Annotated in this window: 33 protein-coding genes and 1 pseudogene; 19 read left to right on the top strand and 15 right to left on the bottom strand. The window is 65.1% G+C overall.

Going from position 1 to position 26453, the window contains the following annotated elements; all coding sequences use genetic code 11:
* Window positions 1–192 precede the first annotated feature (192 nt).
* A complete protein-coding gene (locus BRAGE_RS0102060) occupies window positions 193–888 on the top strand; it encodes a glutathione S-transferase family protein (protein ID WP_027560698.1) in 696 nt (231 codons plus the stop codon).
* A gap of 129 nt (window positions 889–1017) precedes the next feature.
* Here BRAGE_RS0102060 and BRAGE_RS0102055 read toward each other — a convergent pair whose 3' ends face one another.
* The gene (locus tag BRAGE_RS0102055) at window positions 1018–1452 is read right to left on the bottom strand and encodes a hypothetical protein (protein WP_027560699.1); all 435 of its coding nucleotides are present in this window, start codon (window positions 1450–1452) and stop codon (window positions 1018–1020) included.
* Window positions 1453–1922: 470 nt separating this feature from the next.
* Here BRAGE_RS0102055 and BRAGE_RS0102050 point away from each other — a divergent pair, with 470 nt between their 5' ends.
* The 4 genes from BRAGE_RS0102050 (at window position 1923) to BRAGE_RS0102035 (ending at window position 3946) form a co-directional block, all read left to right on the top strand.
* The gene (locus BRAGE_RS0102050) at window positions 1923–2306 is read left to right on the top strand and encodes a RidA family protein (RefSeq protein ID WP_027560700.1); all 384 of its coding nucleotides are present in this window, start codon (window positions 1923–1925) and stop codon (window positions 2304–2306) included.
* 156 nt (window positions 2307–2462) lie between these two features.
* Window positions 2463–2723, top strand: coding sequence for a hypothetical protein (locus BRAGE_RS0102045; protein ID WP_027560701.1), 261 nt, complete (start codon window positions 2463–2465; stop codon window positions 2721–2723).
* A 241-nt stretch (window positions 2724–2964) separates the two neighbouring features.
* Window positions 2965–3216: a hypothetical protein gene (locus BRAGE_RS0102040; protein ID WP_027560702.1), complete on the top strand. Its 252-nt coding sequence runs from the start codon at window positions 2965–2967 to the stop codon at window positions 3214–3216.
* 94 nt (window positions 3217–3310) lie between these two features.
* Window positions 3311–3946 carry a hypothetical protein gene (locus BRAGE_RS0102035; RefSeq protein ID WP_027560703.1) on the top strand — a complete coding sequence of 212 codons (636 nt, stop codon included), beginning with the start codon at window positions 3311–3313 and terminating at the stop codon, window positions 3944–3946.
* 132 nt (window positions 3947–4078) lie between these two features.
* On the opposite strand, the gene BRAGE_RS0102030 is transcribed toward BRAGE_RS0102035, so the two are convergent.
* Window positions 4079–4564, bottom strand: a complete 486-nt coding sequence (locus tag BRAGE_RS0102030) for a molecular chaperone DnaJ (RefSeq protein WP_027560704.1) — start codon at window positions 4562–4564, stop codon at window positions 4079–4081.
* Window positions 4565–4675: 111 nt separating this feature from the next.
* Between BRAGE_RS0102030 and BRAGE_RS0102025 the strand changes: the two genes are divergently transcribed.
* Window positions 4676–5443, top strand: coding sequence for an SDR family NAD(P)-dependent oxidoreductase (locus BRAGE_RS0102025; protein ID WP_027560705.1), 768 nt, complete (start codon window positions 4676–4678; stop codon window positions 5441–5443).
* A 330-nt stretch (window positions 5444–5773) separates the two neighbouring features.
* Window positions 5774–6019: a helix-turn-helix domain-containing protein gene (locus BRAGE_RS0102020; protein ID WP_027560706.1), complete on the top strand. Its 246-nt coding sequence runs from the start codon at window positions 5774–5776 to the stop codon at window positions 6017–6019.
* On the opposite strand, the gene BRAGE_RS47620 is transcribed toward BRAGE_RS0102020, so the two are convergent.
* Window positions 6016–6261, bottom strand: a complete 246-nt coding sequence (locus BRAGE_RS47620; protein WP_027560707.1) for a hypothetical protein — start codon at window positions 6259–6261, stop codon at window positions 6016–6018. The genes BRAGE_RS0102020 and BRAGE_RS47620 overlap by 4 nt on opposite strands.
* Before the next feature lie 158 nt (window positions 6262–6419).
* On the opposite strand from BRAGE_RS47620, the gene BRAGE_RS0102010 reads away from it, so the two are divergent.
* Entirely contained in the window at window positions 6420–6932 is a 513-nt protein-coding gene (locus BRAGE_RS0102010) for a collagen-like protein (protein ID WP_027560708.1), read from the top strand.
* A gap of 15 nt (window positions 6933–6947) precedes the next feature.
* Here the strand turns inward: BRAGE_RS0102010 and BRAGE_RS0102005 are convergent, their stop codons facing one another.
* Together BRAGE_RS0102005 and BRAGE_RS0102000 are read right to left on the bottom strand one after the other, a co-directional pair.
* Window positions 6948–7163 carry a hypothetical protein gene (locus BRAGE_RS0102005; RefSeq protein ID WP_027560709.1) on the bottom strand — a complete coding sequence of 72 codons (216 nt, stop codon included), beginning with the start codon at window positions 7161–7163 and terminating at the stop codon, window positions 6948–6950.
* 84 nt (window positions 7164–7247) lie between these two features.
* Window positions 7248–7514, bottom strand: coding sequence for a DUF2277 domain-containing protein (locus BRAGE_RS0102000; protein ID WP_027560710.1), 267 nt, complete (start codon window positions 7512–7514; stop codon window positions 7248–7250).
* 125 nt (window positions 7515–7639) lie between these two features.
* Here BRAGE_RS0102000 and BRAGE_RS0101995 point away from each other — a divergent pair, with 125 nt between their 5' ends.
* The 4 genes from BRAGE_RS0101995 to BRAGE_RS0101980 all read left to right on the top strand — a co-directional run bounded on the left by BRAGE_RS0101995 (window position 7640) and on the right by BRAGE_RS0101980 (window position 10212).
* Entirely contained in the window at window positions 7640–8701 is a 1062-nt protein-coding gene (locus BRAGE_RS0101995) for an alpha/beta fold hydrolase (RefSeq protein ID WP_027560711.1), read from the top strand.
* An 18-nt stretch (window positions 8702–8719) separates the two neighbouring features.
* The gene (locus tag BRAGE_RS0101990) at window positions 8720–9061 is read left to right on the top strand and encodes an MmcQ/YjbR family DNA-binding protein (protein WP_027560712.1); all 342 of its coding nucleotides are present in this window, start codon (window positions 8720–8722) and stop codon (window positions 9059–9061) included.
* A gap of 127 nt (window positions 9062–9188) precedes the next feature.
* Window positions 9189–9533 carry a hypothetical protein gene (locus BRAGE_RS0101985; RefSeq protein WP_027560713.1) on the top strand — a complete coding sequence of 115 codons (345 nt, stop codon included), beginning with the start codon at window positions 9189–9191 and terminating at the stop codon, window positions 9531–9533.
* Between the two features lie 76 nt (window positions 9534–9609).
* Complete coding sequence (locus tag BRAGE_RS0101980; protein WP_027560714.1) at window positions 9610–10212, top strand: pyridoxamine 5'-phosphate oxidase family protein; 603 nt, start codon at window positions 9610–9612, stop codon at window positions 10210–10212.
* 177 nt (window positions 10213–10389) lie between these two features.
* On the opposite strand, the gene bfr is transcribed toward BRAGE_RS0101980, so the two are convergent.
* The 3 genes from bfr to BRAGE_RS0101965 form a co-directional block, all read right to left on the bottom strand.
* Complete coding sequence (bfr, locus tag BRAGE_RS0101975) at window positions 10390–10878, bottom strand: bacterioferritin (protein WP_011089420.1); 489 nt, start codon at window positions 10876–10878, stop codon at window positions 10390–10392.
* Window positions 10879–11011: 133 nt separating this feature from the next.
* Entirely contained in the window at window positions 11012–11284 is a 273-nt protein-coding gene (locus BRAGE_RS0101970; protein WP_027560715.1) for a (2Fe-2S)-binding protein, read from the bottom strand.
* A 150-nt stretch (window positions 11285–11434) separates the two neighbouring features.
* A complete protein-coding gene (locus BRAGE_RS0101965; protein ID WP_027560716.1) occupies window positions 11435–11743 on the bottom strand; it encodes a hypothetical protein in 309 nt (102 codons plus the stop codon).
* 128 nt (window positions 11744–11871) lie between these two features.
* Between BRAGE_RS0101965 and BRAGE_RS0101960 the strand changes: the two genes are divergently transcribed.
* On the top strand, window positions 11872–12195 hold the full coding sequence (locus BRAGE_RS0101960; RefSeq protein ID WP_027560717.1) for a hypothetical protein: 324 nt from the start codon (window positions 11872–11874) through the stop codon (window positions 12193–12195).
* 222 nt (window positions 12196–12417) lie between these two features.
* Window positions 12418–12702: a hypothetical protein gene (locus BRAGE_RS0101950; protein WP_027560718.1), complete on the top strand. Its 285-nt coding sequence runs from the start codon at window positions 12418–12420 to the stop codon at window positions 12700–12702.
* 81 nt (window positions 12703–12783) lie between these two features.
* Here BRAGE_RS0101950 and BRAGE_RS0101945 read toward each other — a convergent pair whose 3' ends face one another.
* Both BRAGE_RS0101945 and ettA read right to left on the bottom strand, forming a co-directional pair.
* Entirely contained in the window at window positions 12784–14010 is a 1227-nt protein-coding gene (locus tag BRAGE_RS0101945) for a lytic murein transglycosylase (RefSeq protein WP_027560719.1), read from the bottom strand.
* Window positions 14011–14017: 7 nt separating this feature from the next.
* A complete protein-coding gene (gene ettA, locus BRAGE_RS0101940) occupies window positions 14018–15667 on the bottom strand; it encodes an energy-dependent translational throttle protein EttA (RefSeq protein WP_027560720.1) in 1650 nt (549 codons plus the stop codon).
* 235 nt (window positions 15668–15902) lie between these two features.
* Here ettA and BRAGE_RS0101935 point away from each other — a divergent pair, with 235 nt between their 5' ends.
* Complete coding sequence (locus BRAGE_RS0101935) at window positions 15903–16118, top strand: hypothetical protein (protein WP_027560721.1); 216 nt, start codon at window positions 15903–15905, stop codon at window positions 16116–16118.
* 132 nt (window positions 16119–16250) lie between these two features.
* On the top strand, window positions 16251–17213 hold the full coding sequence (locus tag BRAGE_RS0101930; protein ID WP_027560722.1) for a D-2-hydroxyacid dehydrogenase family protein: 963 nt from the start codon (window positions 16251–16253) through the stop codon (window positions 17211–17213).
* A gap of 58 nt (window positions 17214–17271) precedes the next feature.
* Here BRAGE_RS0101930 and BRAGE_RS47615 read toward each other — a convergent pair.
* A pseudogene (locus BRAGE_RS47615) lies at window positions 17272–18464 on the bottom strand (L,D-transpeptidase family protein).
* Window positions 18465–18831: 367 nt separating this feature from the next.
* Between BRAGE_RS47615 and BRAGE_RS0101915 the strand changes: the two are divergent.
* On the top strand, window positions 18832–19608 hold the full coding sequence (locus tag BRAGE_RS0101915; protein ID WP_027560724.1) for a hypothetical protein: 777 nt from the start codon (window positions 18832–18834) through the stop codon (window positions 19606–19608).
* A gap of 163 nt (window positions 19609–19771) precedes the next feature.
* On the opposite strand, the gene sseA is transcribed toward BRAGE_RS0101915, so the two are convergent.
* From sseA to BRAGE_RS0101900, 3 genes are all read right to left on the bottom strand, one after another.
* Entirely contained in the window at window positions 19772–20623 is an 852-nt protein-coding gene (gene sseA / locus BRAGE_RS0101910; protein WP_027560725.1) for a 3-mercaptopyruvate sulfurtransferase, read from the bottom strand.
* Window positions 20624–20758: 135 nt separating this feature from the next.
* Window positions 20759–21172, bottom strand: a complete 414-nt coding sequence (locus BRAGE_RS0101905) for a rhodanese-like domain-containing protein (RefSeq protein ID WP_027560726.1) — start codon at window positions 21170–21172, stop codon at window positions 20759–20761.
* 128 nt (window positions 21173–21300) lie between these two features.
* A complete protein-coding gene (locus BRAGE_RS0101900; protein ID WP_027560727.1) occupies window positions 21301–22476 on the bottom strand; it encodes a vWA domain-containing protein in 1176 nt (391 codons plus the stop codon).
* 123 nt (window positions 22477–22599) lie between these two features.
* Here BRAGE_RS0101900 and BRAGE_RS0101895 point away from each other — a divergent pair, with 123 nt between their 5' ends.
* Entirely contained in the window at window positions 22600–22845 is a 246-nt protein-coding gene (locus BRAGE_RS0101895; protein WP_027560728.1) for a GlsB/YeaQ/YmgE family stress response membrane protein, read from the top strand.
* A gap of 105 nt (window positions 22846–22950) precedes the next feature.
* The gene (locus tag BRAGE_RS0101890) at window positions 22951–23793 is read left to right on the top strand and encodes an AAA family ATPase (protein WP_027560729.1); all 843 of its coding nucleotides are present in this window, start codon (window positions 22951–22953) and stop codon (window positions 23791–23793) included.
* Window positions 23794–24790: 997 nt separating this feature from the next.
* Here BRAGE_RS0101890 and BRAGE_RS0101885 read toward each other — a convergent pair.
* On the bottom strand, window positions 24791–26437 hold the full coding sequence (locus tag BRAGE_RS0101885) for a GMC family oxidoreductase (protein WP_027560730.1): 1647 nt from the start codon (window positions 26435–26437) through the stop codon (window positions 24791–24793).
* Between the last annotated feature and the right edge of the window lie 16 nt (window positions 26438–26453).

The raw sequence follows: 26453 nt of genomic DNA, 5'->3' as shown, positions 1-26453 counted from the left end.
TAGACGCGCGGCTGCGCGAAGCGCGGGCCGTGCGGCGTACCCCACCGCCTCTGTCGCCCCGAAGAGGTGGGTTACGCCAAGGGACTGCGCTTCGCGCAGCCCGGGGCTAACCCACCCTACGAGCTTCGCTCCCCATTGCATCCATCTCGGCGCCCCTGCATGCTGGCCCCGCCATCACAGGGGAGCCGCCGCATGCTGACCCTTTACTCCTACCCGGAACTGTTCGGCGTCGCCGACAACAACGGCTACGGCCTCAAGGTCTACGCCTTCCTCAAGCTCGCGGGCGTGCCGTTCGTGCACGAGCACATCTTCGATGCCTCCGCGGCGCCGCGCGGACAGCTGCCTTACATCGTCGACGACGGCGAGACCATCGGCGACAGCGAGACCATCATCGCGCATGCGATCGCGAAATATCGCCTGACCATCGATGCTGCGCTGTCGGCGGAGCAGCGCCGCACCAACCACCTCGTCACGCGCATGCTCGATGATCTCTACTGGGTGATGTCGTATTCGCGCTGGAAGGACGAGCGCTTCTATCCGGCGTTCCGCGACGGCTTCATCGCGCAGCATCCGCAGATCAATGCGGAAGGGTTCGAGAAGGCCAAGGCCTACAACGCGCAGCGCTATCATTTCCAGGGCATCGGCCGCTATACGCCCGAGCAGGCTTACGCGCGGGGCCTCGCCGATCTGCAGGTGCTGGCCGAGATCGTGCCGGCCACGGGTTTCGTGCACGGCGCGGCCCCGACCAGTGTCGATGCCGGCATCTACGGCTTTGTCGCGAACATCTATTACTTTCCGATCCCGACGCCGCTGAAGGCTTTTGTCGATGCGCACAACAATCTCGTCGCGCATTGCGAGCGGATTCATGCGATGGTCGGAAAATCGTAGGGTACGTTAGTCTCGTAGGGTGGGCAAAGCGAAGCGTGCCCACGACCTGTATCCATCACGAGCGAATGGTGGGCACGGCGCTATGCGCCTTTGCCCACCCTACGGCACCGAGTCAGACGGCACCGTCTCCTACCGCATCGTGATCGCAAGCCCGCTCAGATCCGCATTCGCCATCAGCCCGACCTGCGTGCCGGTCAGCTCCAGCACCGCGCCCTTCTGGTTGGTCAGCACGATGGCGCGGGCGCCGCGACCGACGGCGAGGCCGGCACCGGCAGCGCCATAGACGCCGGCGACGTCGGAGGGGCGGTTGATGTTGGAGACGCGGCCGCGCAGCACGGTTTTCGAGCCGCCGAAGACGAGCCCGTAATCGAGCCCGCCGGTGGAGAGCGGATAGGCGCGGCCGCGGAAGTTGAGGACGCCGGAGCCGCCCGAGCCGCCGATGATCCAGCCCGCCTTGTAGATCGTCAGCACCACGGTGCCGCCGTCGGCCAGCGCGGCGGTCGAGAGGCCGGCGAGAGCGGCGATGGCGACCAGCGCGGCGCGGAAGGTGGATGCGATCTTCATGCAGAATCTCCGGGGGCTATTTTTCAAGGGGGAAAGCGAATCAGACGCGACGAATCTATCCGATCGATCGCGGCGGCAACATGATCGGGGTGGGCGCGGGTTGCGAGGTCCAGCAACACCCCAACTGTCATCGCCCGGCTTGACCGGGCGATCCAGTATTGATCCAGTATTCCGGTGACGTTGGTGATTGAACCGAGAAGCCGCGGCGTACTGGATGCCCCGGTCAAGCCGGGGCATGACGGCGGAGTTGGTGCCCTGCACCGACGCCGCCGCGATCATGCCATTCTGCCAGTGTTTTGCCCGACGCGTCAAGCCGGACTTCTGCCTTTCCGAATCAACTGACAAACCTCGCCGTTTCTACTGTGCATGGGGTTGTTTTCGAGTTTTTGTTCGGCCCCCCTCTCGCAATGCCGATTGCAACTCCCCCGCATCTCGCTACGCTCATGCGCCGACACCACCCGAGGTGACCCATGCCGATCCAGCATTTCGCGCCCCCGCCGCACGTCAAGGCGCCGCCGCTGTCCTTTGCGACGCGCGTCGGCGATCTCCTGTTTGTCTCCGGCATTCCCGGCTTCGATGCCCATGGCGCGCTGCCTGACGGCTTCGATGCGCAGTTCGCCAACGTCGTCGTCAACATCCGCCGCGTGCTCGACGAGGCCGGCGCGACGGTCCGCGATCTCGTCAAGGTCAATGTGCTCCTGACCCGCGCGTCCGATGTCGCCGCGATGAACGCGCTCTATGCAGGCAGCTTCGGCCCGCCGCCCTACCCGGCGCGCACCACCTGCGTGGTGCACGCCCTGCCAGATCCGAAGATGCTGATCGAGATCGAGGCGGTGGCCTCGCTGGCGAAGTGAGCCGCGCCAGACACGTGTGACTTGCGGGACACGCGGCCAGACCAAGTGCGCCGCTGCGTCTGACATGTCCGTGAACGGCCGCTCTCCCCGGCTTGCAAAGGACCTGCCTTTACCGCACGAATTTTCCGCTCACCCTTCCCCACAAGGAGATACTTCATGCGTCGCGTTCTCGCCCTCTGTGCCGTTGCCGGCATCGCCAGTTCCGTGTTCGCCGTGCCGGCGTCGGCGGCGGTCGGCTATTACGTGATCCGCTGGGACAACACCGGCATCTGCCAGGTCTGGAACGAGGACCTGAAGTACAAGCCGTTCCAGATTGGGGTGTCGACCTACAAGGTCGTCAGCAAGCCGCTCCCCACCTTCACTGATGCCTCCAATCTCCAGATCAAGCTGCGCGCCGAGCGCCGCTGCACGCTGTAAGCCTCACGCGACGACTCGCGTTCGGAAGGGCGGATCGCACAAAGCGGTCCGCCCTTTTGCTTTGCCGGCGCCCTCGCTTTTTTTCAGGCGAAATCAGGCGTTTCCCGCGGCCGCGCTTTGAACCTGCTTTGCGGATGGAACTACTCACATCTTGTCCGGGGCGCCTGCCTGAAAGCGTCCCGCGCCACCTCCTCCCGTCATTGTCGGGAGGCGCATCACATCTTTCATTTGAGGAGCTATCATGCGTCGTATTTCCATGCTGTGCGCTGCCGCGGGTCTTGCCGTCACGGCCTTCGTCGCCGCGAGCCCCGCCGAAGCCAGCTATCACCTGATCCGCTGGCAGGACACCGGCTTCTGCCAAATCTGGGACGAGAGCATCCCGACCACGCCGTGGCCAGCCGGCTATCACCGCGCCAGCGAGACCGTGCCGACCTTCGTCGACGCGCTGATGCTGAAGGACCATGCGCTGAAGGCCGGTCACTGCAGCTGGTAAGATCCGATCGGCGGACGACAAGGGCCGGGCAAGGATGCGATGCTAGCATCCTTGCCCGCTCGCGTTTCTATCCTTCGGCCTTCGGAGCAGAACGATGCGCCCGACGACGACAGCAACGGTTCTCACAGCTTCGCTCCTGCTCGCGGCGGCCGCGCAAGCGCAGGCGCCGCAAGCCTTCCGCGTGATCTCGCCGATCTTCAGCCAGCTCGTCAGCTTCGCGATGCCCTCGCAATTCACCGTGGTGTTCGAGAACACCAAGGGCGGCCACTACATCCGCGAAGCCGTGCTCAAGGGCGAGACGCCCGAGCGCTGGACGCAGATGATCACGGTGACAGGCGAGAAGGGCATGACGCTGACGCCGGGTCACTCGCCCGAAGCATTCGCCGCCACGATCGCCGGCGGCTTCAAATCCGCCTGCCCCGACAGCTTTGCGGTGCAGCCGCTCGGCGCCATGACATTCGGCGGCTTCGAGGCTTTCGCTGCGGTGATCGGCTGCGGCCGCATCGACAGCGGCCCGACCCGCCACAGCGAGAGCGCGCTGCTGATCACGCTGAAAGGCACGCGCGACTACTACACCATCCAGTGGGCCGAGCGCGGCCCCGAGACCGACGAGCCGCCGGTCAGGGACGAACGCTGGCAGACGCGCCTGAGCGATCTCGGCCCGATCGCGCTCTGCCCGATCGTGGCGGGGGAAGCCCCGCCCTATCCGAGCTGCGTGAACAAGAGCTGAGGCGGCCGCACGCTCGACTGCCGTAGGGTGGGCAAAGCGCAAGCGTGCCCACCACTTCCATCCACCATCACGAAAGACGTGGGCACGGCGCGATGCGCCTTTGCCCACCCCAGGAGATCTCGCTTGGAGCGCTCACGCGTCCTTGTGCGCGCCGGGATGGATCAGGATGTCGCGCGCGGCGGCGAGGTCGATGAAGGCCTCGGTGCTGCCGCCCTGGTCGGGATGCATGCCCTTGGCGGCGCGGCGATAGGCCTGGTTGATGTCATCGCAGGTGAGCTGCACCGCGAGCGGCAGGCCGAGCATCTTGCGGGCACGATCCTCGCTGGAGAGTTTTTTCGGCGCGGCGTTGCGGCGGCCGAAGCGCGGCGCAGCGAGATCATGGACCACATCGAGGACCACAGCGAGGCGGCGCTGGGCCGCCAGCGTGACGCTGTGATCGTCATTGTCCACGGCCTGGCGCAGCACCGGAAGCGCCTGCTCGGCCGCCTGCCGCAGCATCGGTTCGGTGCTCATCCGCGCGATCTCGGCGACGAGCCGGCCCGCCTCGGCGAAGTCGGCCGACGGTGCCGCGCGCAGGCGTTCGAGAGCGAGTTTCCAGGAGTCCAGCCGTTCCATCATGCGCGCAACGTTTAGCAATGAAGATCAGTATGCCAAGGCCGCCGTTTCCGACCCCTTAATTTCGAGTTAGCCTTTCGTGAAACTTCGAAAAGAAATCGGGAGGAAATTGTCATGGCATTGCTCGCAAACCACATCGCCGTCGTCACGGGCGCCGGCTCCGGCATCGGCCGGGCGATCGCGGCCGGCTACGCCCGCGAGGGCGCGCAGGTGGTTCTGCTCGACGTCAATTCCGACACGGTCGCTGAAGCCGCCCAGGAGATCCGCAAGGCTGGCGGCAAGGCCGAGAGCTTTGCGCTCGACGTGACCCGGCGCGAGGACTGCTTTGCGCTGGCGAAGCAAGTGGCCGACAAGGTCGGACAGGTCTCGATCCTCGTCAACAATGCCGGCATCACCCGCCGCAACGCCTTCACCGCCGAGATTGAGACGGTGGCTAAGGACTGGAACGACATCATCTCGCTCAACCTCAACGGCGTCTTCAACATGACGCAGGCCTTCCTTAGCCCCCTGCGCGCGAGCAAAGGCCGCATCGTCAATATCGGCTCGATCCAGTCCTTCGTGCATCTGCGCACGCCGAGCTCGGCGGCGTACACCACCTCGAAGCATGGCGTGCTCGGCTTCACCAAGGCGCTCGCAGTCGAGCTCGGCAAGGAAGGCGTGCGCGTCAACGCGATCGGGCCCGGCTTCATCGAAACCAACATCAACGCCAATGTACGCGCGACCAATCCGGCGCTGGTGCAGGCCTTCGTCGATCACACCCCGCTCGCGCGCACCGGCAAGCCCGAGGACATCGTCGGCCCCGCGATCTTCCTCGCCTCTGATCTGTCGGCCTACGTCACCGGCACGATCGTGATGGTGGACGGCGGGTATCGTACGGTGTGAGGCGCGACGCTCCATCCACTTGCTCGTGTCATCGCCCGCGCAGGCGGGCGATCCAGTACGCCGCGGCCCCTCGTGGGACGCGTCTCGGAATACTGGATGCCCCGCCTTCGCGGGGCATGACAGTGAACATGTCGCGCGAGATCGTCCCGCATCACTATGCATCTCGTGCCAATCGCGGCCGCATCGCGGCATTCCTGAGGTCATCTGGTGCGATCGGGTTTGGTTAACCTTTCATTAACCAAACCCGCCCACCGTGGTTCTACGGCTTGGGGGTCGTTTGTTCTCGATCCGCTTCCAGCGAAGGAAGCGGGCGTTGATCGGGGTGTGTTGATGACCACTGTTCATGTCGCGGCGCCGCAGGACGCACAATTCCTCGCTCCCAACCAGATCGTTCCGCTGCTGATCGGCGCGACCGTCGACGAGGTCGAGCGCGAGCTCGTGCTTCAGACGCTCGCGCGCTGCGACGGCAATCGCACGCGCGCGGCGCGTGTGCTCGGCCTGTCGGTGCGCACGTTGCGCAACAAGATCAGGATCTATGCGGCGTCCGGCATCGAGGTGCCCGCGTATCACGATTAGTGCGCGCGCGGCCATGCGAGGCGGATCATTCCGCCGCCGAGAACCGCAAGCGCGATGACGGAGACCGCGGCCGCGATCAGCTCGATGGCGCGGAGCACGAAGGCCGTCATGACGGCCCATGACGATTGCGGCTCCTCGGCAAAGGCGATCGGCACGACGTCGGGCACCAGCAGATAGGCAAGGCCGAGCGCCGCCGCAAAGGTCGCGGTGGACAGGCAGAATATCTTCCAGGCTGCGCGCATCGGCTGCTCCTCGCGAGCTTGTCTCCGCGTGCCATTCAATGGCACGGCATCCCATGGCGCCGATTGATGTTGATCAAGCCCGCTGCGAGGCGCGGGCGGAATTGCTGCTGTCGTCAAACGCCGCTAAGTAGCTTGCTTCCGCAGAGGGGAGTAGTGGCGTGGCAGACGAACAGGGCCGGCAAGGACGACAGGGGCCTCAGGGCCGGCAGGGCGAGCCGGGACGGCCGGGACCGCAGGGTCACCCGGGCAAGCGGGGGCCGGACGGCGCGCGCGGCAAGCCGGGGCCTCAGGGCAAGCCTGGCCTGGCCGGAAAGGCCGGACCGCAGGGCAAGCCCGGCCTGCCAGGCAAGGCCGGCGACGCCGGTGCGCGCGGACCGGTCGGACCGCAAGGGCCGGCGGGGCCACAGGGCGAGCGCGGCGAGGCCGGACCGCCCGGCCAGCTGCCGTCGATCGAGCAGGTGCTGCCGTGGCTGGATCAGTTGTTCGACGCCTGGGACGAGCGCCGCCGCCAGCGCGAGCGCGAAGCCGCCGAGCGGGAAGCGCAGGAGGCGGCCGAGCGCGCCGCGCTGGAAGCCGCCGTGCAGGAGACTGACGAGACGCACGGCGAGGACGATGACGACGATGACGACGATCACAAGAAAAAGAAGAAAAAGAAGAAGCACGGCCACTAAGACCGGCGGGCGAATCTAGTCCGTCCGATCCTCACGTCGCGACAGCATGCCCATGCGCTCGAACTGCCAGCGCATGGCCCGGTACCAGAGATAGCCGACCGCCGCGCCGCACAAAGCGAGGATGACGACGTTCGCGCTCGAGAACGAGCCGCTCCACCACATCATCCACGCGGTCCACAGCAGCGTGAAGATGATGGCACCTGCTTTCAGCGGAAGAAGGGGGCGGCTCATGATCGTGCTCCGGGCTGTCAAAACCCCGGCAGACATCGTCGCAGCTTGAGGCGCCTCCGACCGTGAGCCAGATCACGGAACGGCTCAGCCGAAGCGCAGCCGCGAGCGCTCCTTCGCCCTCTCCGCCTCGATCTCGCGGTCGCGCGCCGGCGCATGGGTGTGCAGCGAGGCCAGGAGTTTTCGCGCGGCTTCCGAGACCTCCGCCACCGCGCGCTCGAACACCTCCTCATTGGCCTGCGACGGCTTGTTGAAGCCGGACAATTTGCGCACGAACTGGAGCGCGCTGGCATGGATCTCGTCCTCCGTCGCCGGTGGCTCGAAGTTGAACAGCGTCTTGATGTTGCGGCACATGCAATCTCTCCCGGGGTTTCCATAAGGACGATCGGCGCAGACGAAATCCTACATCGTCAAGCGCAGTTCTGCTAAGTTCCGCAGCAATGCGGCCGCCGATGACGAGCCGCCACGGGGAGAGAAACATGAAGGCGTCTTCGGCCGCGCTGTCGGCTATCCTGCTGTCGATTTCAACGTCGGTCATGGCCGCCGATTATCCGGCGCCGAAGCAGGGCGACTGGATCGCCAGGGATTTCAAGTTCCACACCGGCGAGACGATGCCGGAGCTGAAGCTGCACTACACCACGGTCGGTGAGCCCAGCGGCCAGCCAGTGCTGGTACTGCACGGCTCGGGCGGATCAGCGGCGAGCATGCTGACGCCTGCTTTTGCCGGCGAACTGTTCGGCCCAGGCCAGCCGCTCGACGCCGCCAAATACTACATCATCATTCCCGACGGCATCGGCCACGGCAAATCGTCAAAGCCGTCCGACGGCATGAAGACGGGCTTTCCGAAATACGATTACGACGACATGGTCGAGGCGCAGTATCGCCTCGTGACCGAAGGGCTCGGCGTCAAGCATCTGCGGCTCGTCATCGGCAATTCGATGGGCGGCATGCACACCTGGCTGTGGGGCGAGAAATATCCGAAGGCGATGGATGCGCTGATCCCGATGGCCTCGCAGCCGACCGAGATGGCCTCGCGCAACTGGATGATGCGACGGATCATGCTCGACACCATCCGCAACGATCCCGACTACAACGGCGGCAACTACACCAGCCAGCCGCGCATGATGAAATACGCCATCACCGCCTACGGCATCGCCAGCATCGGCGGCACGCTCGCCTATCAGCAACAGGCGCCGACCGCGGCCAGGGCCGACAAGATCGTCGACGACCGCCTGGCCACGCCGATCACGGCTGATGCCAACGACTTCGTCTACCAGTGGGAAGCCTCGCACGACTACAATGCCGGCGAGAAGCTGGAGGCGATCGAGGCCTCGCTGCTGCTGATCAACTCCGCCGACGACGAGCGCAACCCGCCCGAGACGGGCATTACGGACGCTGCGATGAAGCGGGTCAAGAACGGAAAGCAGTATCTCATTCCCGCGAGCACGGAGACGCGCGGCCACGGCACCACGGGCAGCGCAAAATTCTACAGCGAGCAGATCAAGCAATTGCTGCAAACCGCGCCGCAGCGGACGATGTGAGACGAGCAGCTGGACAGCATGTCGAAGGCTCGCTTTCGCAAGGCTGCACTGGCGCTCCCCGGCGTCATCGAGGGCGCACATCACGGCCATGCCGACTTTCGCGCCGGCAAGCGCGTGTTCGCGACCCTGGGCTACCCCGATGACACATGGGGCATGGTGAAGCTCACGCCGGACCAGCAGGCCGTGCTCGTCGACGCGGAACCGGAGATGTTTCGTCCGGTGCCCGGCGCCTGGGGCAGGAGCGGCAGCACGAATGTGAAACTGGCGAAGATCGATCCGGTGACGCTGCGAAGCGCGCTCGAGATGGCCTGGCGCAATGTCGCGCCGAAATCGCTGCTCGCATCGCTCGAGACGCGATAGCGAAGATCATATCGCAACGCATCATGTGCGCCGCCTCTCGCGCCGCATATTATTTGAGCATGCAATGCGCTGACAGCTCGGGCTTAATCGCGCCAACGATACGAATCGAAACGCGACGGAGGATCGCATGCACAGGCTCACGCTGTGCGTTTGGCTGGCCGCGACGACGAGCACCGCCTTTGCGTTCGACAACGGTCAGTACGATCACGTCCCGCCCGACATCCGCGCCTGGTTCAAGAGCGTGATTGCGCCGAACGGCGTGCCGTGCTGCGACATCTCGGATGGCCATCGCACCGACTACGATGTGCGCGGCGGCGCCTATTGGGTGCCGATCGAAGGACATTGGATGGAGGTGCCCGAGCGCGCCGTCATCCGCGATCGCGGCAATCCGGTTGGACAAGCCGTGGTGTGGTACGTCCATCACCGCGGCGCTATCATCATCAGCTGCTTCGTGCCGGCGGATGCGGTCTAATGCCTCGTGGTATTTCCATTGGCCGGAGGCGGCGCGATCGGCTAGTTTGACGCCAAGCTGATGTGGAGGCACGCCGTTGACCGATCTTTGCGCCGAAGACCTCGCCACCATCTATGCCAAGCCGAGCCCGCGCGTGATCGCGAAGGCGCGTCCCGCGATCGATGCGCATGCGAAAAAGTTCATCGAGATGTCGCCGTTCTGCGTGTTGGCAACGTCGGGCGCTGACGGCAGCGTCGATGCCTCGCCGCGCGGCGGCAGCGTCGGCTTCGTCCACGTCGCCGGGCCCAATCAATTGCTGATGCCCGATCGCTCCGGCAACAACCGGATCGACAGCTTTCGCAACGTCGTCGAAGGCTCGGGTTTCGTGCACCTGTTGTTCTTCGTGCCTGGGATCGACGAGACGCTGCGCGTCGGCGGCCGCGGCACGCTGTCGGCCGATCCGGATCTGCTCGCATCCATGGTGGAATTCGGCAAGCCGCCGCGCGCGGTGCTGAACGTTGCGGTCAGCGAAGTCTACTTCCACTGCGGCAAGGCGCTGATGCGCTCAAAGCTGTGGTCGCCGGAGAAGGTGCAGCGCTCGGTGATGCCGAGCATCGGCGAGGTCATTCACGACCAGACCGGCCTCGGCGAACCGGAGAGCCAGGAGATCGTGGAAGCGCGCTACAAGACGCAGTTGTAGGCGGCCGCCGCAATCACGGTGTCGTCCCGGACAAGCGAAGCGCGATCCGGGACCCATAACCACAGGGAGTGGTTTGGCGAAGACTCGTGGTGACCTGCTCGCGCCACACTACTCCCTGTGGTTATGGGTCCCTGCTTTCGCAGGGACGACATCGGAGTGTGTGGTAGACGCCGGAGCTTAATGCCCCTCGCCCTCGAGCCCGCCGACGTGCTTCTGGGTGTAGAGCTCGAGGCCGATGCGGCCGATCAGGTCGAGCTGAGTCTCGAGGAAGTCGATGTGGTGCTCCTCATCGCTCATCAGCTTCTCGAACAGGTCGCGCGTGACGTAGTCCTTGACGCCGTGGCAGTAGGTCGCCGCTTCCTGGTAGAGCGCGCGGGCGCTCATCTCGGCAGCGAGGTCGCACTCGATGATCTCCTTGACGTTCTGGCCGATGCGCAGGGGATCGAGCACCTGCATATTCGGGAAGCCGTCGAAGAACAGGATGCGCGCGGTGAGCTTGTCGGCGTGCTCCATCTCCTCGATGGACTCCTTGCGCCAGACCTTGGCCATGTCGAGGAGGCCCCAATTGTCGAGGAAGCGGTAGTGCAGCCAGTACTGGTTGATCGCAGTTAGCTCGTGACGCAGCGCCTTGTTGAGATAGTCGATGACTTTTGCGTCGCCCTGCATGGTTCACTCCAGCTCTTGCAGTCCAAATCGGCCCCAAACCGAATTTAGAATGCTTCTAAGTCAGTTTATGGATGAGGGCAACCGGCTACGGGGACGCAGCCGGGGAAAAGCTCAGCCGGGATTGCGGAAGTTTTCAGCAGGCAGCTAAAGCGAACTCGGCGGGCTCGGCCGTCTCGTCATTGGCGGCCACCGTGTGGCTGTGCGGGCAGCCGGAGCAGCAGGACTTGGCGCAGGGGCCGAGGGCTTCATCGATGATGGTCTTGATCGTGCGCGCGCAGCGGCCGCATTCGGCACTGCAACCGAGGCATCCATAGACCTGCTTGGCATGACGCACGGCATCGTCGGACTCGGCGACGGCGGCGCGGATGTCATCATCGCTCAGCACGTTACAGGAACAAACGATCATGGAAGCGGTAGGCCCTTCGGTGATGCGTCATCATCGATATTTAACGGGCCGTCCGGATGCAAAGGGAAAAACCGGTATTTGAAGCTATTCCAAACTAGCCCGGAAACAGCCTAGAACGGCTCTAAAATACGGTATTGCGGTGGATCAAGATCAGTTGCCGCCACCGCCTCCACCACCATCGCCGCCGCCTCCGCAATCCCCGCCACTGCTGCCGCCATCGCTGCTCGAACAGCTGCCGCTGTCGCTCGAGCCTGACGAGCTGTCGCTGGAAAACCAGCTCCCCAGCGAGAAGCCGTCGCTCGATCCCGAATAGGTGTCGCCGCCGCCACTGCCGCCATCCGTGCCGGCCGCTGCGCGCGAACGCCGGCCCCGGTTCTGCAGATGGCTGATCCAGCCGTAACCGATCGCAAAGATGACCCCGGCAGCAATCAAGGCATTGATCATCGCATTACCCATCATCGCCTCCTTGGCGAACCTGCGATCCGTATTTAATTGGTCGCACCCCGCAAAGGTGCCGTTCATCGATCGTTCAAATGGAGTATGGAACTTAGGTCCCAAAGAGTTCCCAGAGTTGAAAGGCCAAGCCTATGAAGAAGTCGCTCCTGGCAGTCGCTGCCGTCGCCACCCTGGCCCTGACGGCCGGAACACCCGCCCATGCGCAGCGCGGCGTTGCCGCGGGCGTGGCGGCGGGGATCATCGGCGGCGCCATTGTGGGGGGCGCGCTGGCGTCTCCGTATTATTACGGACCAGGCCCCGGCTATTATGAACCGGGCTATTACCCGCCCCGCTACTACGCGCCGGGTCCGGGCTATGTCGCCGACGACTATTACGGCGGCGGCTGCGTCTGGCAGAAGCAGCGCTTCTGGGACGGCTACGCCTGGCGCGTCCGCCGCGTCCGAGTCTGCGGCTAAGGCGACTTGAGCTGCGTGTGGCCCGGTTCACAACGGACACGGCGTTCATCTCGGGGCCCGAAAAAGACCGCTTTTTCTCGTCACAGCTCCGTGTGCGTTTACCGTGGATTGACCATTTGCGCGCTTCCTAGCTGCAAGACCAATTCCATCAGAGTGTGCGTGAACCTTTGAAACCCGGGCGCCTCTAACAAGAGGAACCCATCTCCCAGGAGAGCCAAGAGCATGAAGAAGACTTTAGTTGCCGCCCTCACGGTTGCGACGGTTGCCGGTTCGCTGGTGACCGCCACTCCGCCCGCCAAAGCCGGTGACGGCGTCGGCGCCGGCATCGCAGCCGGCCTGATCGGCGGCGCGATCGTCGGCGGCGCCATCGCGTCGAGCCGTCCGGCCTATGGTGGTCCGGTCTACGTCGCCGAGCCCGGCCCGCCGCCCCCGCCCTGCTACTGGCAGCGCCAACGCTATTGGGACGGCTACGGTTGGGTCGTCCGCCCGGTTCGCGTTTGCTACTGATCTGATCGCAAGGCGCTGATGAGCGCCGCGATCGAAGCCCGGCCGAGACCATCGGCCGGGCTTTTTCTTTTGGCCGCCGCGCTATCGCGCCGCCTGGATCGAGCGCAGCACCTCTTCGCTCGGCCAGCAATCGACCTTCAGGCCCGCCGACTTCTGGTAGGCGCCGAGCGCGGCGCGCGTCTGCATGCCGGCCTTGCCGTCGATCTTGTCCTTGTAGAGTCCGATGCGCGTCAGCCCGCGCTGCATCGTCTCGACATCCTTGGTGCGCAGCTGTTTCGAGGCGGCCCATGGCGTTGCGAACGGCAGCGGGCTCGTCATGCGGTCGCTGAGATGGCCGACGAACAGCACGTAGAGGTCGGAGAAATTGTATTCCTTGATGACGAAGTAGTTCTTCGTGGTCAGGAACGACGGACCGTAGATGCCTTCCGGCTGGAGCAGCGACGCCGGCTGCGCCTGCTCGGCAGCGCTGAGCTTCTGCCCGCGCACCGGAACAAAGCCTTCACGCAGCCACTGTCCGATCGGCTTCGTCACCTCCGGCACGCCGGTGATGCAATCGACTTTTGCGGGTGCTTGCACCTCGTAGGCCCAGCGCACGCCACTCTCCCAGCCCTTGTTGACGAGTTGCTGTGCGGCCGAGGCCAGCGCATCCGGGACCGAGTGCCAGATGTCAATGCGGCCGTCGCCGTCGAAGTCGACGCCGTGGTTGTAATATTCGGACGGCAGGAATTGCGTCAGCCCGGTCGCTCCGGCCCAGGACGAGCGCATGTCCTTGCGCGTCACCACGCCCTCGCCCAGGATCTTCAGCGAGAGGATGAACTCGTTGCGGTAGGTGTCCTTGCGACGGCCGACATAGGCCTGCGTCGCCAGCACCCGGACGAGATCGTAAGGCAGCGTGTAGCGGCCGTAATCGGTCTCGCGTCCCCAGATCGCGAGCATCACGGTGGCGGGCACACCTGACTTCTTCTCGATCTCGGTCAGTTGCGGACGATATTTCTGCAGCAGCCGCTGCCCCTCGCCCGCAAGCCGCGCAATCGAAGCTTCCTTGACGTAGTCGGCAGGCACCTGCACGAACTCGGCCTGCGACGGCGCGCCGGTCGCGGGCCGGCCCGGCAGGATCAGATCGGGCAGCTTGTAGTCAGGCTCGAGCCCGCGCGTCTGCTGATCGAACGTCGCGCGCGACACGCCGGCGGCCTGCGCCTCCGGCCAGAGCGAAGTGATGAACTGCGTGAAGGCCGCGTCGGCGGCACGGGCGGGCGACCAGGTGCAGGTGACCGCGATCACCGCAGCGATGAGCGCCCTCCGCATCATGCCGCCATCACCGCGTCAGCTTCTTGTACTTCACGCGATGCGGAATGATGCTGTCCTGGCCGAGCCGGCGCATCTTGTCCTTCTCGTAGTCCTGGAAGTTGCCTTCGAACCATTCGACATGGCTGTCGCCTTCGAAGGCCAGGATGTGGGTCGCGATACGGTCGAGGAACCAGCGATCGTGGCTGATGATGACGGCGCAGCCGGCGAAATCCTCCAGCGCCTCTTCGAGCGCACGCAGCGTGTCGACGTCGAGATCGTTGGTCGGCTCGTCGAGCAGCAGGACGTTGGCGCCGGACTTCAGCATCTTGGCGAGATGGACACGGTTGCGTTCACCGCCGGAGAGCGCGCCGACCTTCTTCTGCTGGTCGGCGCCCTTGAAGTTGAACGACGAGCAATAGCCGCGCGAGTTCACTTCCTTCTTGCCGAGCAGGATCAGCTCGTTGCCGCCGGAGATTTCCTCCCACACGGTCTTCTTGCCGTCGAGCGCATCGCGCGACTGGTCGACATAGCCGAGATGCACGGTCTCGCCGACCGTGATCGTGCCCTTGTCCGGCGTTTCCTGCTTGGTGATCATCTTGAACAGCGTGGTCTTGCCGGCGCCGTTGGCGCCGATCACGCCGACGATGCCGCCGGGCGGCAGCTTGAAGGTGAGATCGTCGATCAGCAGGCGATCGCCATAGCCTTTGCTGAGCGTTTCGAAGTCGACCACGTTGGCGCCGAGCCGCTCGGCGACCGGGATGATGATCTGCGCGGTCTGGGTCTGCTTCTCGCTCGCCTGCTTGAGCAGCTCCTCATAGCGCTGATAGCGCGCCTTCGACTTGGCCTGGCGTGCCTTCGGCGAGGACGCGACCCACTCCTGCTCGCGGGCCAGCGTCTTCTGATGCGCGGCCTCCTCGCGGCCTTCCTGCTCGAGGCGCTTCTGCTTCTGCACCAGCCAGGACGAGTAGTTGCCCTCGTAGGGAATGCCGCGGCCGCGATCGAGCTCGAGTATCCACCCGGTGACGTTGTCGAGGAAGTAGCGGTCGTGGGTCACGATCAGGATCGCGCCGGGATAGTTGCGGAGGTGACCTTCGAGCCAAGACACGGATTCAGCGTCGAGATGGTTGGTCGGCTCGTCGAGCAGCAAAAGCTCGGGCTGGTCGAGCAAAAGGCGGCACAGCGCGACGCGGCGGCGTTCACCGCCGGAGAGTTTCGTGACGTCGGCATCGTCGGGCGGGCAGCGCAGCGCGTCCATGGCCTGGTCGACCTTGCTGTCGAGATCCCACAGGCCCTGGGCCTCGATCTCGTCCTGCAGCTTGGTCATCTCGTCGGCGGTCTCGTCCGAATAGTTGACGGCGAGCTCGTTGTAGCGGTCGAGGATCGCCTTCTGCTTGGCGACGCCCTGCATGACGTTCTCGCGCACCGATAGCGCCGGATCGAGGTGCGGTTCTTGCTCGAGATAGCCGACACGGGCGCCCTCGGCGACCCAGGCCTCGCCGGTATATTCCTTGTCGAGGCCGGCCATGATCTTGAGCAGCGTCGACTTGCCCGAGCCGTTGACGCCGAGCACGCCGATCTTGGCGTCCGGGTAGAAGCTCAGATGGATGTTATCGAGCACCTTCCGGGTCGGGTAGCTCTTGGTCAGGCCCTGCATGAAATAGATGAACTGGCGCGCCATCGGTCCCGTGAAACCTTCAATTTGAGGAGATTTGCTTAGCCGCCGATGTAACGATCCCGCCCCCAAAGGGCAACGTTTTCCCTCCGTTCACCACGGATGAATACGGTCCGGACACCATCCGGACGCAGATCCGGACAATTGAAACCATTTTTTAATAAAGCAGGCCAAAGCTCGGTTTCGCGCGGAAACAGCGCCACCCGCTCAGAATGAGTGGGGAGAACAGCGAGACAGCGTCATGGCCCTGATCGAAACCCATTCTCTTCCTGTTCCGGCAGAAGTCGGGCCCGTCTCCGGCGTCGTGTCGGAGATCAAGGGCTTCTGGAAGCGCTTCCTCGCCACCGCCTTCAACCCCTACCGGCCCGAGCTGCACTATATGCGCGGCCCCGGCCCCGCCTGGCGCGCCAAGCATGGCATCGATGCGCCGATCCGGCTGAAGCCCCGCGACCTCTAAGCGCCTCCCTCCTATGGCATTTTTGAAGACGCAAGCTGCTTGCGCGCGAGGCTGATTGCGCGCAACCATGGCCCGGTTCCGACGATGGCGCCCATCGCCCAGCGCCGTCCCCTCTCGCCATGGATGAAGCTGATGAGCCGGCTGCGCTGCGCAATTCTCGACGACTATTTCAACCTCGCCCTCGACGTCGCCGACTGGCAGAGATTGTCGGATCGCGTCGACGTCACCGTGTTCAGCCATCCCTTTGCTTCGGAGCAGGCCGCGGCCAGCGCGCTCGCGGACTTCGAGATCATCTGCGCGATGCGCGAGCGCACTGCGTTCCCCAAGAGCCTGTTCGACAGCTTGCCGAAGCTGAAGCTGTTGCTCACCTCGGGCATGCGCAATGCTTCGATCGACATGGAGGCCGCGAAAGCGCGCGGTGTCATCATCGGCGGTACGCAATATTCACGCGATCCGACCGCGCCGCTCACCATGGGCCTGATCCTGGAGCTGACCCGCGGCATCGGCCGCGAGAATGCGCGGATGCATGCGGGTGAGCCCTGGCAGACTTTTGCCGGCGTCGAGATCGAGGGGATGACGCTCGGCGTCGTCGGGCTCGGCAAGCTCGGCACCAAGATGGCGGGGATTGCGAAGGCGTTCGGCATGAACGTGATCGCGTGGAGCCCGAACCTGACGCCGGAGAAATGCGCGGCGGCCGGCGTCGGCTACGCCACCAAGGAGGAGCTGTTCGCCAAGGCCGACATCGTCACCATCCATGTGGTGCTGAGCGAGCGCTCGCGCGGCCTCGTCGGCCGTGCCGACCTCGCGCGGATGAAGCCGACGGCCTTCCTGGTCAACACCGCGCGCGGACCCATTGTCGATGAGGCGGCGCTGCTCGAGGCCTTGCAGCAGAAGAAGATCGCGGGCGCCGGCATCGATGTCTTCTCGGTCGAGCCGCTCCCGGTCGACCATCCCTTCCGCAAGCTCGACAATCTCGTGCTGACGCCGCATCTCGGCTACGCGACCGAGGATGGCCTGCGCATTCATTACGGTCAGATGGTCGAGGCGATCGACACCTTCACCAAGGGCGGCGACCTGCCGCGCAAGTTGGCCTGAAACGAAAAGGGCGTGCCGTTTGGCACGCCCTTTCGCGACTTGAACTGGTTCGAAGCGCTTAGCGCACGGTGACCGGCGCGGGCAGCGGCGGCACCACCGTCGGCTGCGTGCCGGGGACCGGGCCCGCCTGGGCAGACACAGGAGCGGGCGCAGGCGCAGCGGACGCAGTCGCCGTTCCCGGCGCCGGACCACCCGGCATCACCACCACGCGAGTGCCGACCTTGACACGGTCGAACAGGTCCGAGACGTCCTCGTTCAGCATGCCGATACATCCCGACGACACGAACTTGCCGATCGTCGAGGGCTGGTTGGTGCCGTGGATGCGGTAGACGGTCGAGCCGAGATACATCGCGCGGGCGCCGAGCGGATTGCCGGGGCCACCGGCCATGAAGCGCGGCAGATAGGGCTGGCGCTCGATCATTTCCGTCGGCGGATGCCAATCCGGCCACTCCGCCTTGCGGGTGATCTTCTGCACGCCGGTCCAGGTGAAGCCGTCGCGGCCGACGCGGACGCCGTAGCGGATCGCGCGGCCGCCGCCGAGCACGTAATAGAGATAGGTGTTGGGCGTATCGACCACGAGTGTGCCGGCCGGCTCCTTGGTCTGGAACGCGACCTCCTGGCGACGCAGGTTCGGCGCCAGTTGCGCTGGCGCAGCATCGGGCTGCTCCTCCGGCGGCAGCGAAGCGACCGTCATCGCCGGCACATCGGCGCCGCCGGCGGCTGGCCAGCCTGAACCGTTCCCGTCGCGGCGGGGCCACCAACGGCCTCCGGCGGACGCAGGCCGTCATTGGCGGGCGCCTGGCCCGGACGGTCGGCATAGATCACCGGCGGCGGGCCGGCGGGGCGGCCGTAGCGGGGATCGTCGGGCGACATTACCGGGCCCTGCGGCGGCGCTGCCGAGTACACCGGGGCGCCGGCCGGGCGGCCATAACGCGGATCATCCGGCGACATCACCGGCCCCTGCGGCGCGGCGGAGTAGACCGGCGGCGCGCCAGCCGGGCGGCCATAGCGCGGATCGTCTGGCGACATGATCGGACCGCCGGGGCCGGGCGGCGGCAGCGAGGCCTGCGGCACCGCGTCGTCGTCTTCGTCCAGCGCGTCGAAATTCGGGGTACGGTCGCCGGGCCGATATTGGGCCGGGGCGCCATAGCTCGGCGCCTGCTGGACCGGATAGCTCTGAGCCTGCGCGCGCGAGGTTCCCGCCGCAGCGACTGTTGCGGCAGCGCATATCGTCAGAAAGTGTTTGATCATCATCGCTCTTGTATAGCCCCCGGGCCCCGTCCGAGCCGTTAACGGCCAGATGACCGAAGATCGCGGCACATTCAAGACATATCAGGGTTATCTGCGCCGGATTTGCCGATTTGTGATCCGCAAGAGCACCGTTGCCCCGTTGCATCACGGGCGGGAAATCGCATCGCGCCGTAAATTGCCGGAGTCTTCCGCCCCGAATTTTAGGGAACGGCGCGGAGGCGTTGCGATATGGTCGAATCAGCCTGATTCGCCATTGCTTTGAGCTCCGATCCCCGCGTGGCGAACGCGGCAATCAGTACCGTCACCGCGTTCAGATGGCTCATGGGCCCCGGCACCGCCGTCGGGGCGGAAATTCGCAACCCGTCCGATGCTTCCCGGCTTTCGCTTCCTGCTTGCCGCGATCCTGCTGTCAACCTCCATCCTGGTGTTCGGCCTAGGCGCCGCCGCGCTGCTGCGGGCGACCCATGAGCAATATGTCAGCAACCCCTCCTGGCGGAACGGTCCGCAGGAGAAGGTGTTCGCGCAAGCCTCTGAGCCTGCCCAGCCGGTGCTCGCAGTCTTGCGGGCCGAGCCGGAGGCGGCGGTCGAGCTGACGCCGTCGCTGCGTGACCAGGTGCCGACCATCGGACTGCCCGAGCAGATGGCCGCGCTGACGAGCGAGACCGACGCGCAGCCACAGGTCGTCGCGCCGCCGGCCGACGCCGCGCCGGCCGAACCGGCCCAAGTGGAGACAAAGAGCGAAACCAAGATCGAGACGCCGGCGGAAACCGCAGCGCCTGCGCCGGCCGACACGCTCACCCCCGCCGACACCACGGCCACGATCGTCGACGCCACGCCTGCCGTTGTCGCGACCGCCAGCGCGCCGGCGCCGGTTGATGCAGCCGTTGATCCCAGCCGAGCGATGGCCGCCGCGGCACTCGACGTTGCGACGACCAGGCTAGCGGCGCTGAACGATCCGGCGGCCGCGAAGGCCGCGCCCGCCAAGGCCAAGTCCGACACCAGCAAGCCGGAGAGCAAGGCGACCAAGCCCAAGGCGAAGAAGCGGCACCGCGAGGTGCGCCGCCCGCCGCCTCAGCAGTTGCGGCAACAGTTCGATCCGTTCGGTCAGCAGACCTTCGCAACGACGACCACGCGCACCCGGTGACGCTTCACCTGCCCCGCTGGCGGCAGGCTAATCGCTCAGAAGAATTCGTCATGCCCGGGCTTGTCCCGGGCATCCACATTCTTTGTATTGCGCGCAAGGCGTGGATGGCCGGGTCGAGCCCGGCCATGACGCCGTGGAAGCAGCAACGCCTCCAATACTTATCTCACGCCGGCCCGGTCGCGATCGGCGGGCCGTTTTCCTGGCCCCATTCCGACCACGAGCCGTCATAGAGCGCGGTGTCTGTGACGCCGAGCCGATAGAGCGCGAGCGTCAGCACGCCGGCGGAGACGCCGGAGCCGCAGCTCGTCACGATCGGCGCATCGAGCTTGACGCCCGCGCTGGCGAAGGCGGCGCGGAGATCCTCGAGCGGCTTCATCGTGCCGGTCGCGGCGTCGAACAGCTGATTGTAAGGCACGTTGCGGGCGCCGGGGATGTGGCCGGAGCGGATGCCCGCCCGCGGCTCGGGCGCGCGGCCCTCGAAGCGATCGGCGGCGCGCGCGTCGATCACCTGCTCGGCGCGGCGTTCGACGTTGGCGACCAGCTGCTGCATGCTGCGCACGCGCTTCGGATCGTAGCTCGCCTTGAACTTCGCCGGCTTCGGCGTCACCTCGCCGCTCTCGACCGGACGCCCTTCAGCGCGCCACTTCTTCAATCCGCCATTGAGGATGCGCACGTTGTTGTGGCCGAACGCCAGGAACATCCACCAGGCGCGGGGCGCTGCGACCCAGCCGCCGGCATCGTAGAGCACGACGGTGTCAGCGTTGGAGATGCCGAGATTGCCGACGTCGCGGCCGAACTGCTCGGCACTCGGATACATGTGCGGCAGCGGGTTGGAATGATCAGAGACAGCATCGACGTCGAAGAACACAGCGCCCGGCAGATGCGCGGCGAGATAGTCGTCCTTCGGCAGCGGCAGCACGCCCGGCAGCTTGAAGCTGGCGTCGAGAATCCTGACGTTGGCGTCGCCCATGTGGGCGGCGAGCCATTCGGTGGAGACGAGGGGATCGGTGGCCATCGGTGCTTCCTTGTGGTCATTCCGGGGCGCCCGGAGGGCGAGCCCGGAATCCATCGTGCGGCTGAGTTGGTGGATGCATGGATTCCGGGCTCGCGCTTCGCGCGCCCCGGAATGACGGATGAGAGAGTGAAGCCCTCACCCCTTCTTCTTCGGCTCCCACGCTTCCGTCGGGCCGCCGGCATCGCGCCAGGCGGCGTAGCCGCCGGCGATGTGGGCGACGGGCTTGAGGCCCATGTCCTGCGCGGTCTTGGCCGCGAGCGCGGAGCGCAGACCCCCGGCGCAATGGAAGACGAACTTCTTGTCCTCCTGGAAGATCGGCTTGGCATACGGGCTCTGCGGATCGATCCAGAATTCGAGCATGCCGCGGGTGCAGGCGAACGCACCGGGGATGCGGCCGTCGCGCTCGATCTCGCGGGGATCGCGGATGTCGACGATGACGACGTCGCCGTTCTTGGAGATCTCGATGGCGTCCCTGGCGTTCAGCGTCTCGATCTCGGAATTGGCCTCGTCGATCAGCGCCTTGATGCCGCGGGTGATGTTTTGGGGCATGTGGTTCTCCCTTCTCGTTCGTCATTCCGGGGCGCGACGAAGTCGCGAGCCCGGAATCCATTTCTCCACCAACTCTGCCGCTCGATGGATTCCGGGTTCGCGCTACTCGCGCCCCGGAATGACAGCAATCAGTGCGTCAATTCCTTCATCGCATTCTCCAGCCCCTCGATCGTGATCGGGTACATGCGGTTGGCGAAGATGCGCTTGATGATGGTGGTCGATTCCGAATAGTCCCAGTGCTTCTGCTGCACCGGGTTCAGCCACACCGTATGCGGATAGGTGCGGATGATGCGGTCGAGCCAGACCGAGCCCGGCTCCTCGTTGACGTGCTCGACCGAGCCGCCCGGCACCATGATCTCGTAAGGCGACATCGAGGCGTCGCCGACGAACACGACCTTGTAGTCGTGCGGATATTTGTGCAGCACGTCCCAGGTCGGCGTACGGTCGGTGAAGCGGCGCTTGTTCTGCTTCCACACGCCTTCATAGAGGCAGTTGTGGAAGTAGAAATACTCCATGTGCTTGAACTCGCTCTTCGCCGCCGAGAACAGCTCCTCGACCTGCTCGATATGCGCGTCCATCGAACCGCCGATGTCGAAGAACACCAGCAGCTTCACCGCATTTCGCCGCTCGGGGCGCATGTGCACGTCGAGATAGCCATGATTGGCGGTCTCGCGAATGGTGGTGTCGAGATCGAGCTCGTCGGGCGCGCCGGTGCGCGCGAACTTGCGCAGGCGCCGTAGCGCCACCTTGATGTTGCGGATGCCGAGCTCGACATTGCCGTCGAGGTCCTTGAACTCGCGCTTGTCCCACACCTTGACGGCGCGGTTGTTGCGGTTCTTCTCCTGGCCGATGCGCACGCCTTCGGGATTGTAGCCGTGGGCACCGAACGGCGAGGTGCCGGCGGTGCCGATCCACTTCGAGCCGCCCTGGTGGCGCCCCTTCTGCTCCTCGAGGCGCTTCTTCAAGGTCTCCATGAGCTTGTCCCAGCCCATGGCCTCGATCTGCTTCTTCTCTTCCTCGGTGAGGTATTTTTCGGCGAGCTTCTTCAGCCACTCCTCGGGGATCTCCGCCTTCTCCATGGCGTCGAGCAGGCTTTCCAGCCCCTTGAACACCGTGCCGAAGACGCGGTCGAACTTGTCGAGGTTGCGCTCGTCCTTCACCAGGGAGGCGCGCGACAAATAGTAGAAGTTCTCGACCGTGTAGTCCGCGAGGTCAGCGTCGAGCGCCTCCATCAGCGTGAGGTATTCGCGCAGCGTCACGGGGACCTGCGCATCGCGCAGAGAAGTGAAGAATTGCAGGAACATGGGTGACAGATTGCCCGTCGGGTGGCTGACGTCAAGGGGCGGAGACCTCCGCTGCGCGCTGGACCGATAGGCTTTTTGCTCTAGAATTGGGGTCCTCAAGGGGTTGTTTTGGGGACGTTTGCAATGGGAATTCTCGCAGCGCTCATCATTGGCGCGATCGCCGGCTGGCTCGCCGGCAAGATTGTCCACGGGGCGGGATTTGGCCTCATCGGCAACATCGTGGTCGGCATCATCGGCGCGCTAGTTGCGAGCTGGGTCCTGCCCCAGCTGCATATCGCGCTCGCCACCGGTACGATCGGCGCCATCGTGGACGCCACCATCGGCGCGGTGATTGTGCTGGTGATCCTTTCGCTGATAAGACGGGTCTGAAAGCCTGACCGAACCAGGAACGGCCGCCATGCGCGGCCGTTCCCATGTCGCGACCGGGACCAGGAAATTGGCAATGTCCCGGCCGACGACCAACAAGGACGCGCAATGAAGTTTACTGGCACCAAGGACTATGTTGCGACCGACGATCTCAAGGTCGCCGTCAATGCCTCGATCGTGCTGGAGCGCCCGCTCCTCATCAAGGGCGAGCCCGGCACCGGCAAGACGGTGCTGGCGGAGGAAGTGGCGAAGGCGCTGAACGCGCCGCTGCTCACCTGGCACATCAAGTCCACCACCAAGGCGCAGCAGGGCCTCTACGAATACGACGCGGTGTCGCGCCTGCGCGACAGCCAGCTCGGCGATGCCCGCGTCTCCGACATCAAGAACTACATCAAGCGCGGCAAGCTGTGGGAGGCGTTCACCGCCGAGCAGCGCCCGGTGCTCTTGATCGACGAGATCGACAAGGCCGACATCGAATTCCCGAACGACTTGCTGCTCGAGCTCGACCGCATGGAATTCCATGTCTACGAGACCGGCGAGACGATCAAGGCCAAGCAGCGCCCGATCATGATGATCACCTCCAACAACGAGAAGGAGCTGCCCGACGCCTTCCTGCGCCGCTGCTTCTTCCACTACATCAAGTTCCCCGACGCCGACACGATGGCCCGCATCGTCGACGTCCACTTCCCCGGCATCAAGAAGCGCCTGGTCGAGGAAGCCCTGCGCATCTTCTTCGAGGTGCGCGAGGTGCCCGGCCTGAAGAAGAAGCCCTCCACGTCCGAGCTTCTGGACTGGCTCAAGCTGCTGCTCAACGAGGACATGAGCGTCGAGCAGCTTCGCGAACGCGACCCGCGCAAGCTGATCCCGCCGCTGCACGGCGCGCTGCTCAAGAACGAGCAGGACGTGCATTTGTTCGAGCGACTGGCGTTTCTGAGCCGAAGGGAAGTGTGAGGGCGCTGCCAGTCCCGTCATCCTGAGGAGCGAGTGATGGGGCGCGAAGCGCCCCATCGGGAGCCTCGAAGGATGAACGGCCGAGATGCAGCCGGGCCGCCGCCCTTCGAGGGCCGCTGAAGAAGCGGCCACCTCAGGGTGACGGTGATGGATTGGCGCACACTCTCTCCACCTCGTCATTGCGAGCGCAGCGAAGCAATCCAGAGTCTTGCCGCAGAGAGATTCTGGATTGCTTCGCTGCGCTCGCAATGACGGAGCAAGGGGCATCGGCATCGCTCTCCGACTCGCATTTTGAATTGCAGGCACAGCTTTGCAGCCTCGCGGCTCATCTCGCCCGAGCTTTGCTTCATTCCATCGCCCAATAGAAAGAGGGCGCAGGGAAGGCCGGGTGCCAGCGGCACCCGCGGTCTGCTGTGCGCATGTAGCGCAAAAGAGACCGCACAACAGCATACAGGTGAAGCCCAACACTCAGCCTCCCCTGCGCAGTGGTCGGACGGCTTATGCCGCGCTCTCCCGGGAGCCGAATTCCTTCTGGCCTCCCTCACTCTTGCGAAAGTCGCCGGCACCGCGCCGGTTGACGCGACCGCCGCATCCGTAAGAGCTTGACCGTAGCAACGACGGCCAGGACCACACGGTTTTGCCGTACGCTTGCAGCGCCGCTCGTCCGCACGAAGCCTCGGGCTCACGGAGAGCAATCCGCCCTGCCCGCGCATCTCGTACACGACGCTGCCGCGTCCACCGCAACCCGGCCCGCGTTTCGAACGACTCGCGAACCGCCCTCTCCCTCGGGCCGGGCTGCCTCGACTTATGCCGTAATTCCGAATTTCGGTAAAGTGGGAATATTTTTGCGGAGAGGGATTGACAGATTGCCTGGTGTTTTGCCCGACGGGCAAACTCAGCCTCGTAGGATGGGTAGAGCGCAGCGAAACCCATCGTGCTTTCCGCGAGCGCCGCACGATGATCGGTTTCGCTTCGCTCTACCCATCCTACGAAGATGTCACGCCACCGCTGCGTCCGGGATGCGTGCGGCTTCCATCGGCGCCTTGCCGCGGATCAGGTCCGAGGCGCGGTCGGCGATCATCATGGTGGAGGCGTTGAGGTTAGCCGAGATCATGCGCGGCATGATGGAGGCGTCGATGACGCGGAGGCCTTCGAGGCCGTGGACGCGGAGCTGGTCGTCGACGACCGCCCACGTGCTGTCGGCCGGACCCATGCGGCAGGTGCAGCCGGGGTGGAAGGTGGTGGTGCCACGCTCGGTGGCGGCGTGCAAAAATTCGTCGTCGGTGTTGACGTTGGGGCCGGGGAAATCCTCGTAGGCGTAATAGGGCGAGAGCGGTGCCGACTTCAAAAGCCGCCGCGCGAGCTTCATGCCGCCGACGATGACGCGGCGGTCGAGCTCGGCGTCGAGATAGTTGGTCTGGATGATCGGCGGCGCGAACGGATCGTTGGAGCGAATGCGGACATAGCCGCGGCTCTCCGGGCGCTGCTGCCAGGAGGCGACCGTCATGCCGGGCTCGTCCTCGAGCTGGCCCTGCACGCCCTCCTTGTAGGACGCCGGCGTGAAGGTGAGTTGCAAGTCGGAGCTCTCCGCGCTCTCGCCGGAATGCCAGAAGCAATAGACCATGGTCGGCGACAGCGACAGCAGGCCGCGCCGCGCGGTCGCCCATTTCAGCGCCTCGATCCACAGCGAGAAGCCGCGGCGAAGCTCGTTGATGGTCTTGATGTCCTTGACGCGCGCCACCGTGCGCGGTGCATAGTGGTCCTGCAGGCCCTCGCCGACCGGCAGAGCATGGCGAACGGCGATGCCGTGGGCCTGCAACAGGTCCGGCGAGCCGACGCCGGAGAGCTGGAGCAGCTGCGGCGAATTATAGGTGCCGCCGGAGAGGATCACTTCCTTGTTGGCGCGCACTTCGACCGGCGTGCCGCCGCGGCCGCCCTTGGTGTAGCGGACGCCGACGGCGCGCTTGCCCTCGAAGATGATCTCGGTGGCATGCGCATGCGTGTGCACATGCACGTTGGGCCGCTTCATCGCGGGCTTGAGGAACGCGGTCGCGCCGGAGACGCGCAGGCCGTTGTTGATGGTGCGCTGGCAGTACGAGACGCCTTCCTGGGTCTTGCCGTTGTAATCGGGGTTGCGGGGAATGCCGAGCGACACCGCGCCTTCCATGAAGGCCTCGCAGAGCGGATCGCGCCAGTCCATCGTGGTGACGATGAGGTTGCCGTCGCGGCCGCGATAGGTGTCCTCGCCCTCACCCACGCGCTTCTCCAATCGCCGGAAGTAGGGCAGCACATCGGCATAGCCCCAGCCGCGATTGCCCATCTGCGCCCAGGTGTCGAAGTCCATGCGCTGGCCGCGATTGTAGATGTGGCCGTTGATCGAGGAGGAGCCACCGAGCGTCTTGCCGCGCGGCGCATAGATGCTGCGCCCGCCGGTGTAAGGACCGGGCTCCTGCTGGTAGGCCCAGTTGATGCTCTTCATGTGGAAGGTCTTGATGAACCCCGCCGGCAAGTGAATGTACGGATGCCAGTCGGAAGGGCCTGCCTCGAGCACGCAAATGCTGGTGTTGGGATCTTCGCTGAGCCGGCTGGCCAGGATGCAACCGGCCGAGCCCGCGCCGATGATCACATAGTCAAATCTATCCATGGTGCCTCGGCCGCCC

Origin of the sequence: Bradyrhizobium genosp. SA-4 str. CB756, assembly GCF_000473125.1 — a bacterium.
Taxonomy (GTDB): Bacteria; Pseudomonadota; Alphaproteobacteria; order Rhizobiales; family Xanthobacteraceae; genus Bradyrhizobium; species Bradyrhizobium arachidis.
Note: the sequence above shows the minus strand (reverse complement) of the source record. Positions and strands in the feature narration are given on the sequence as shown.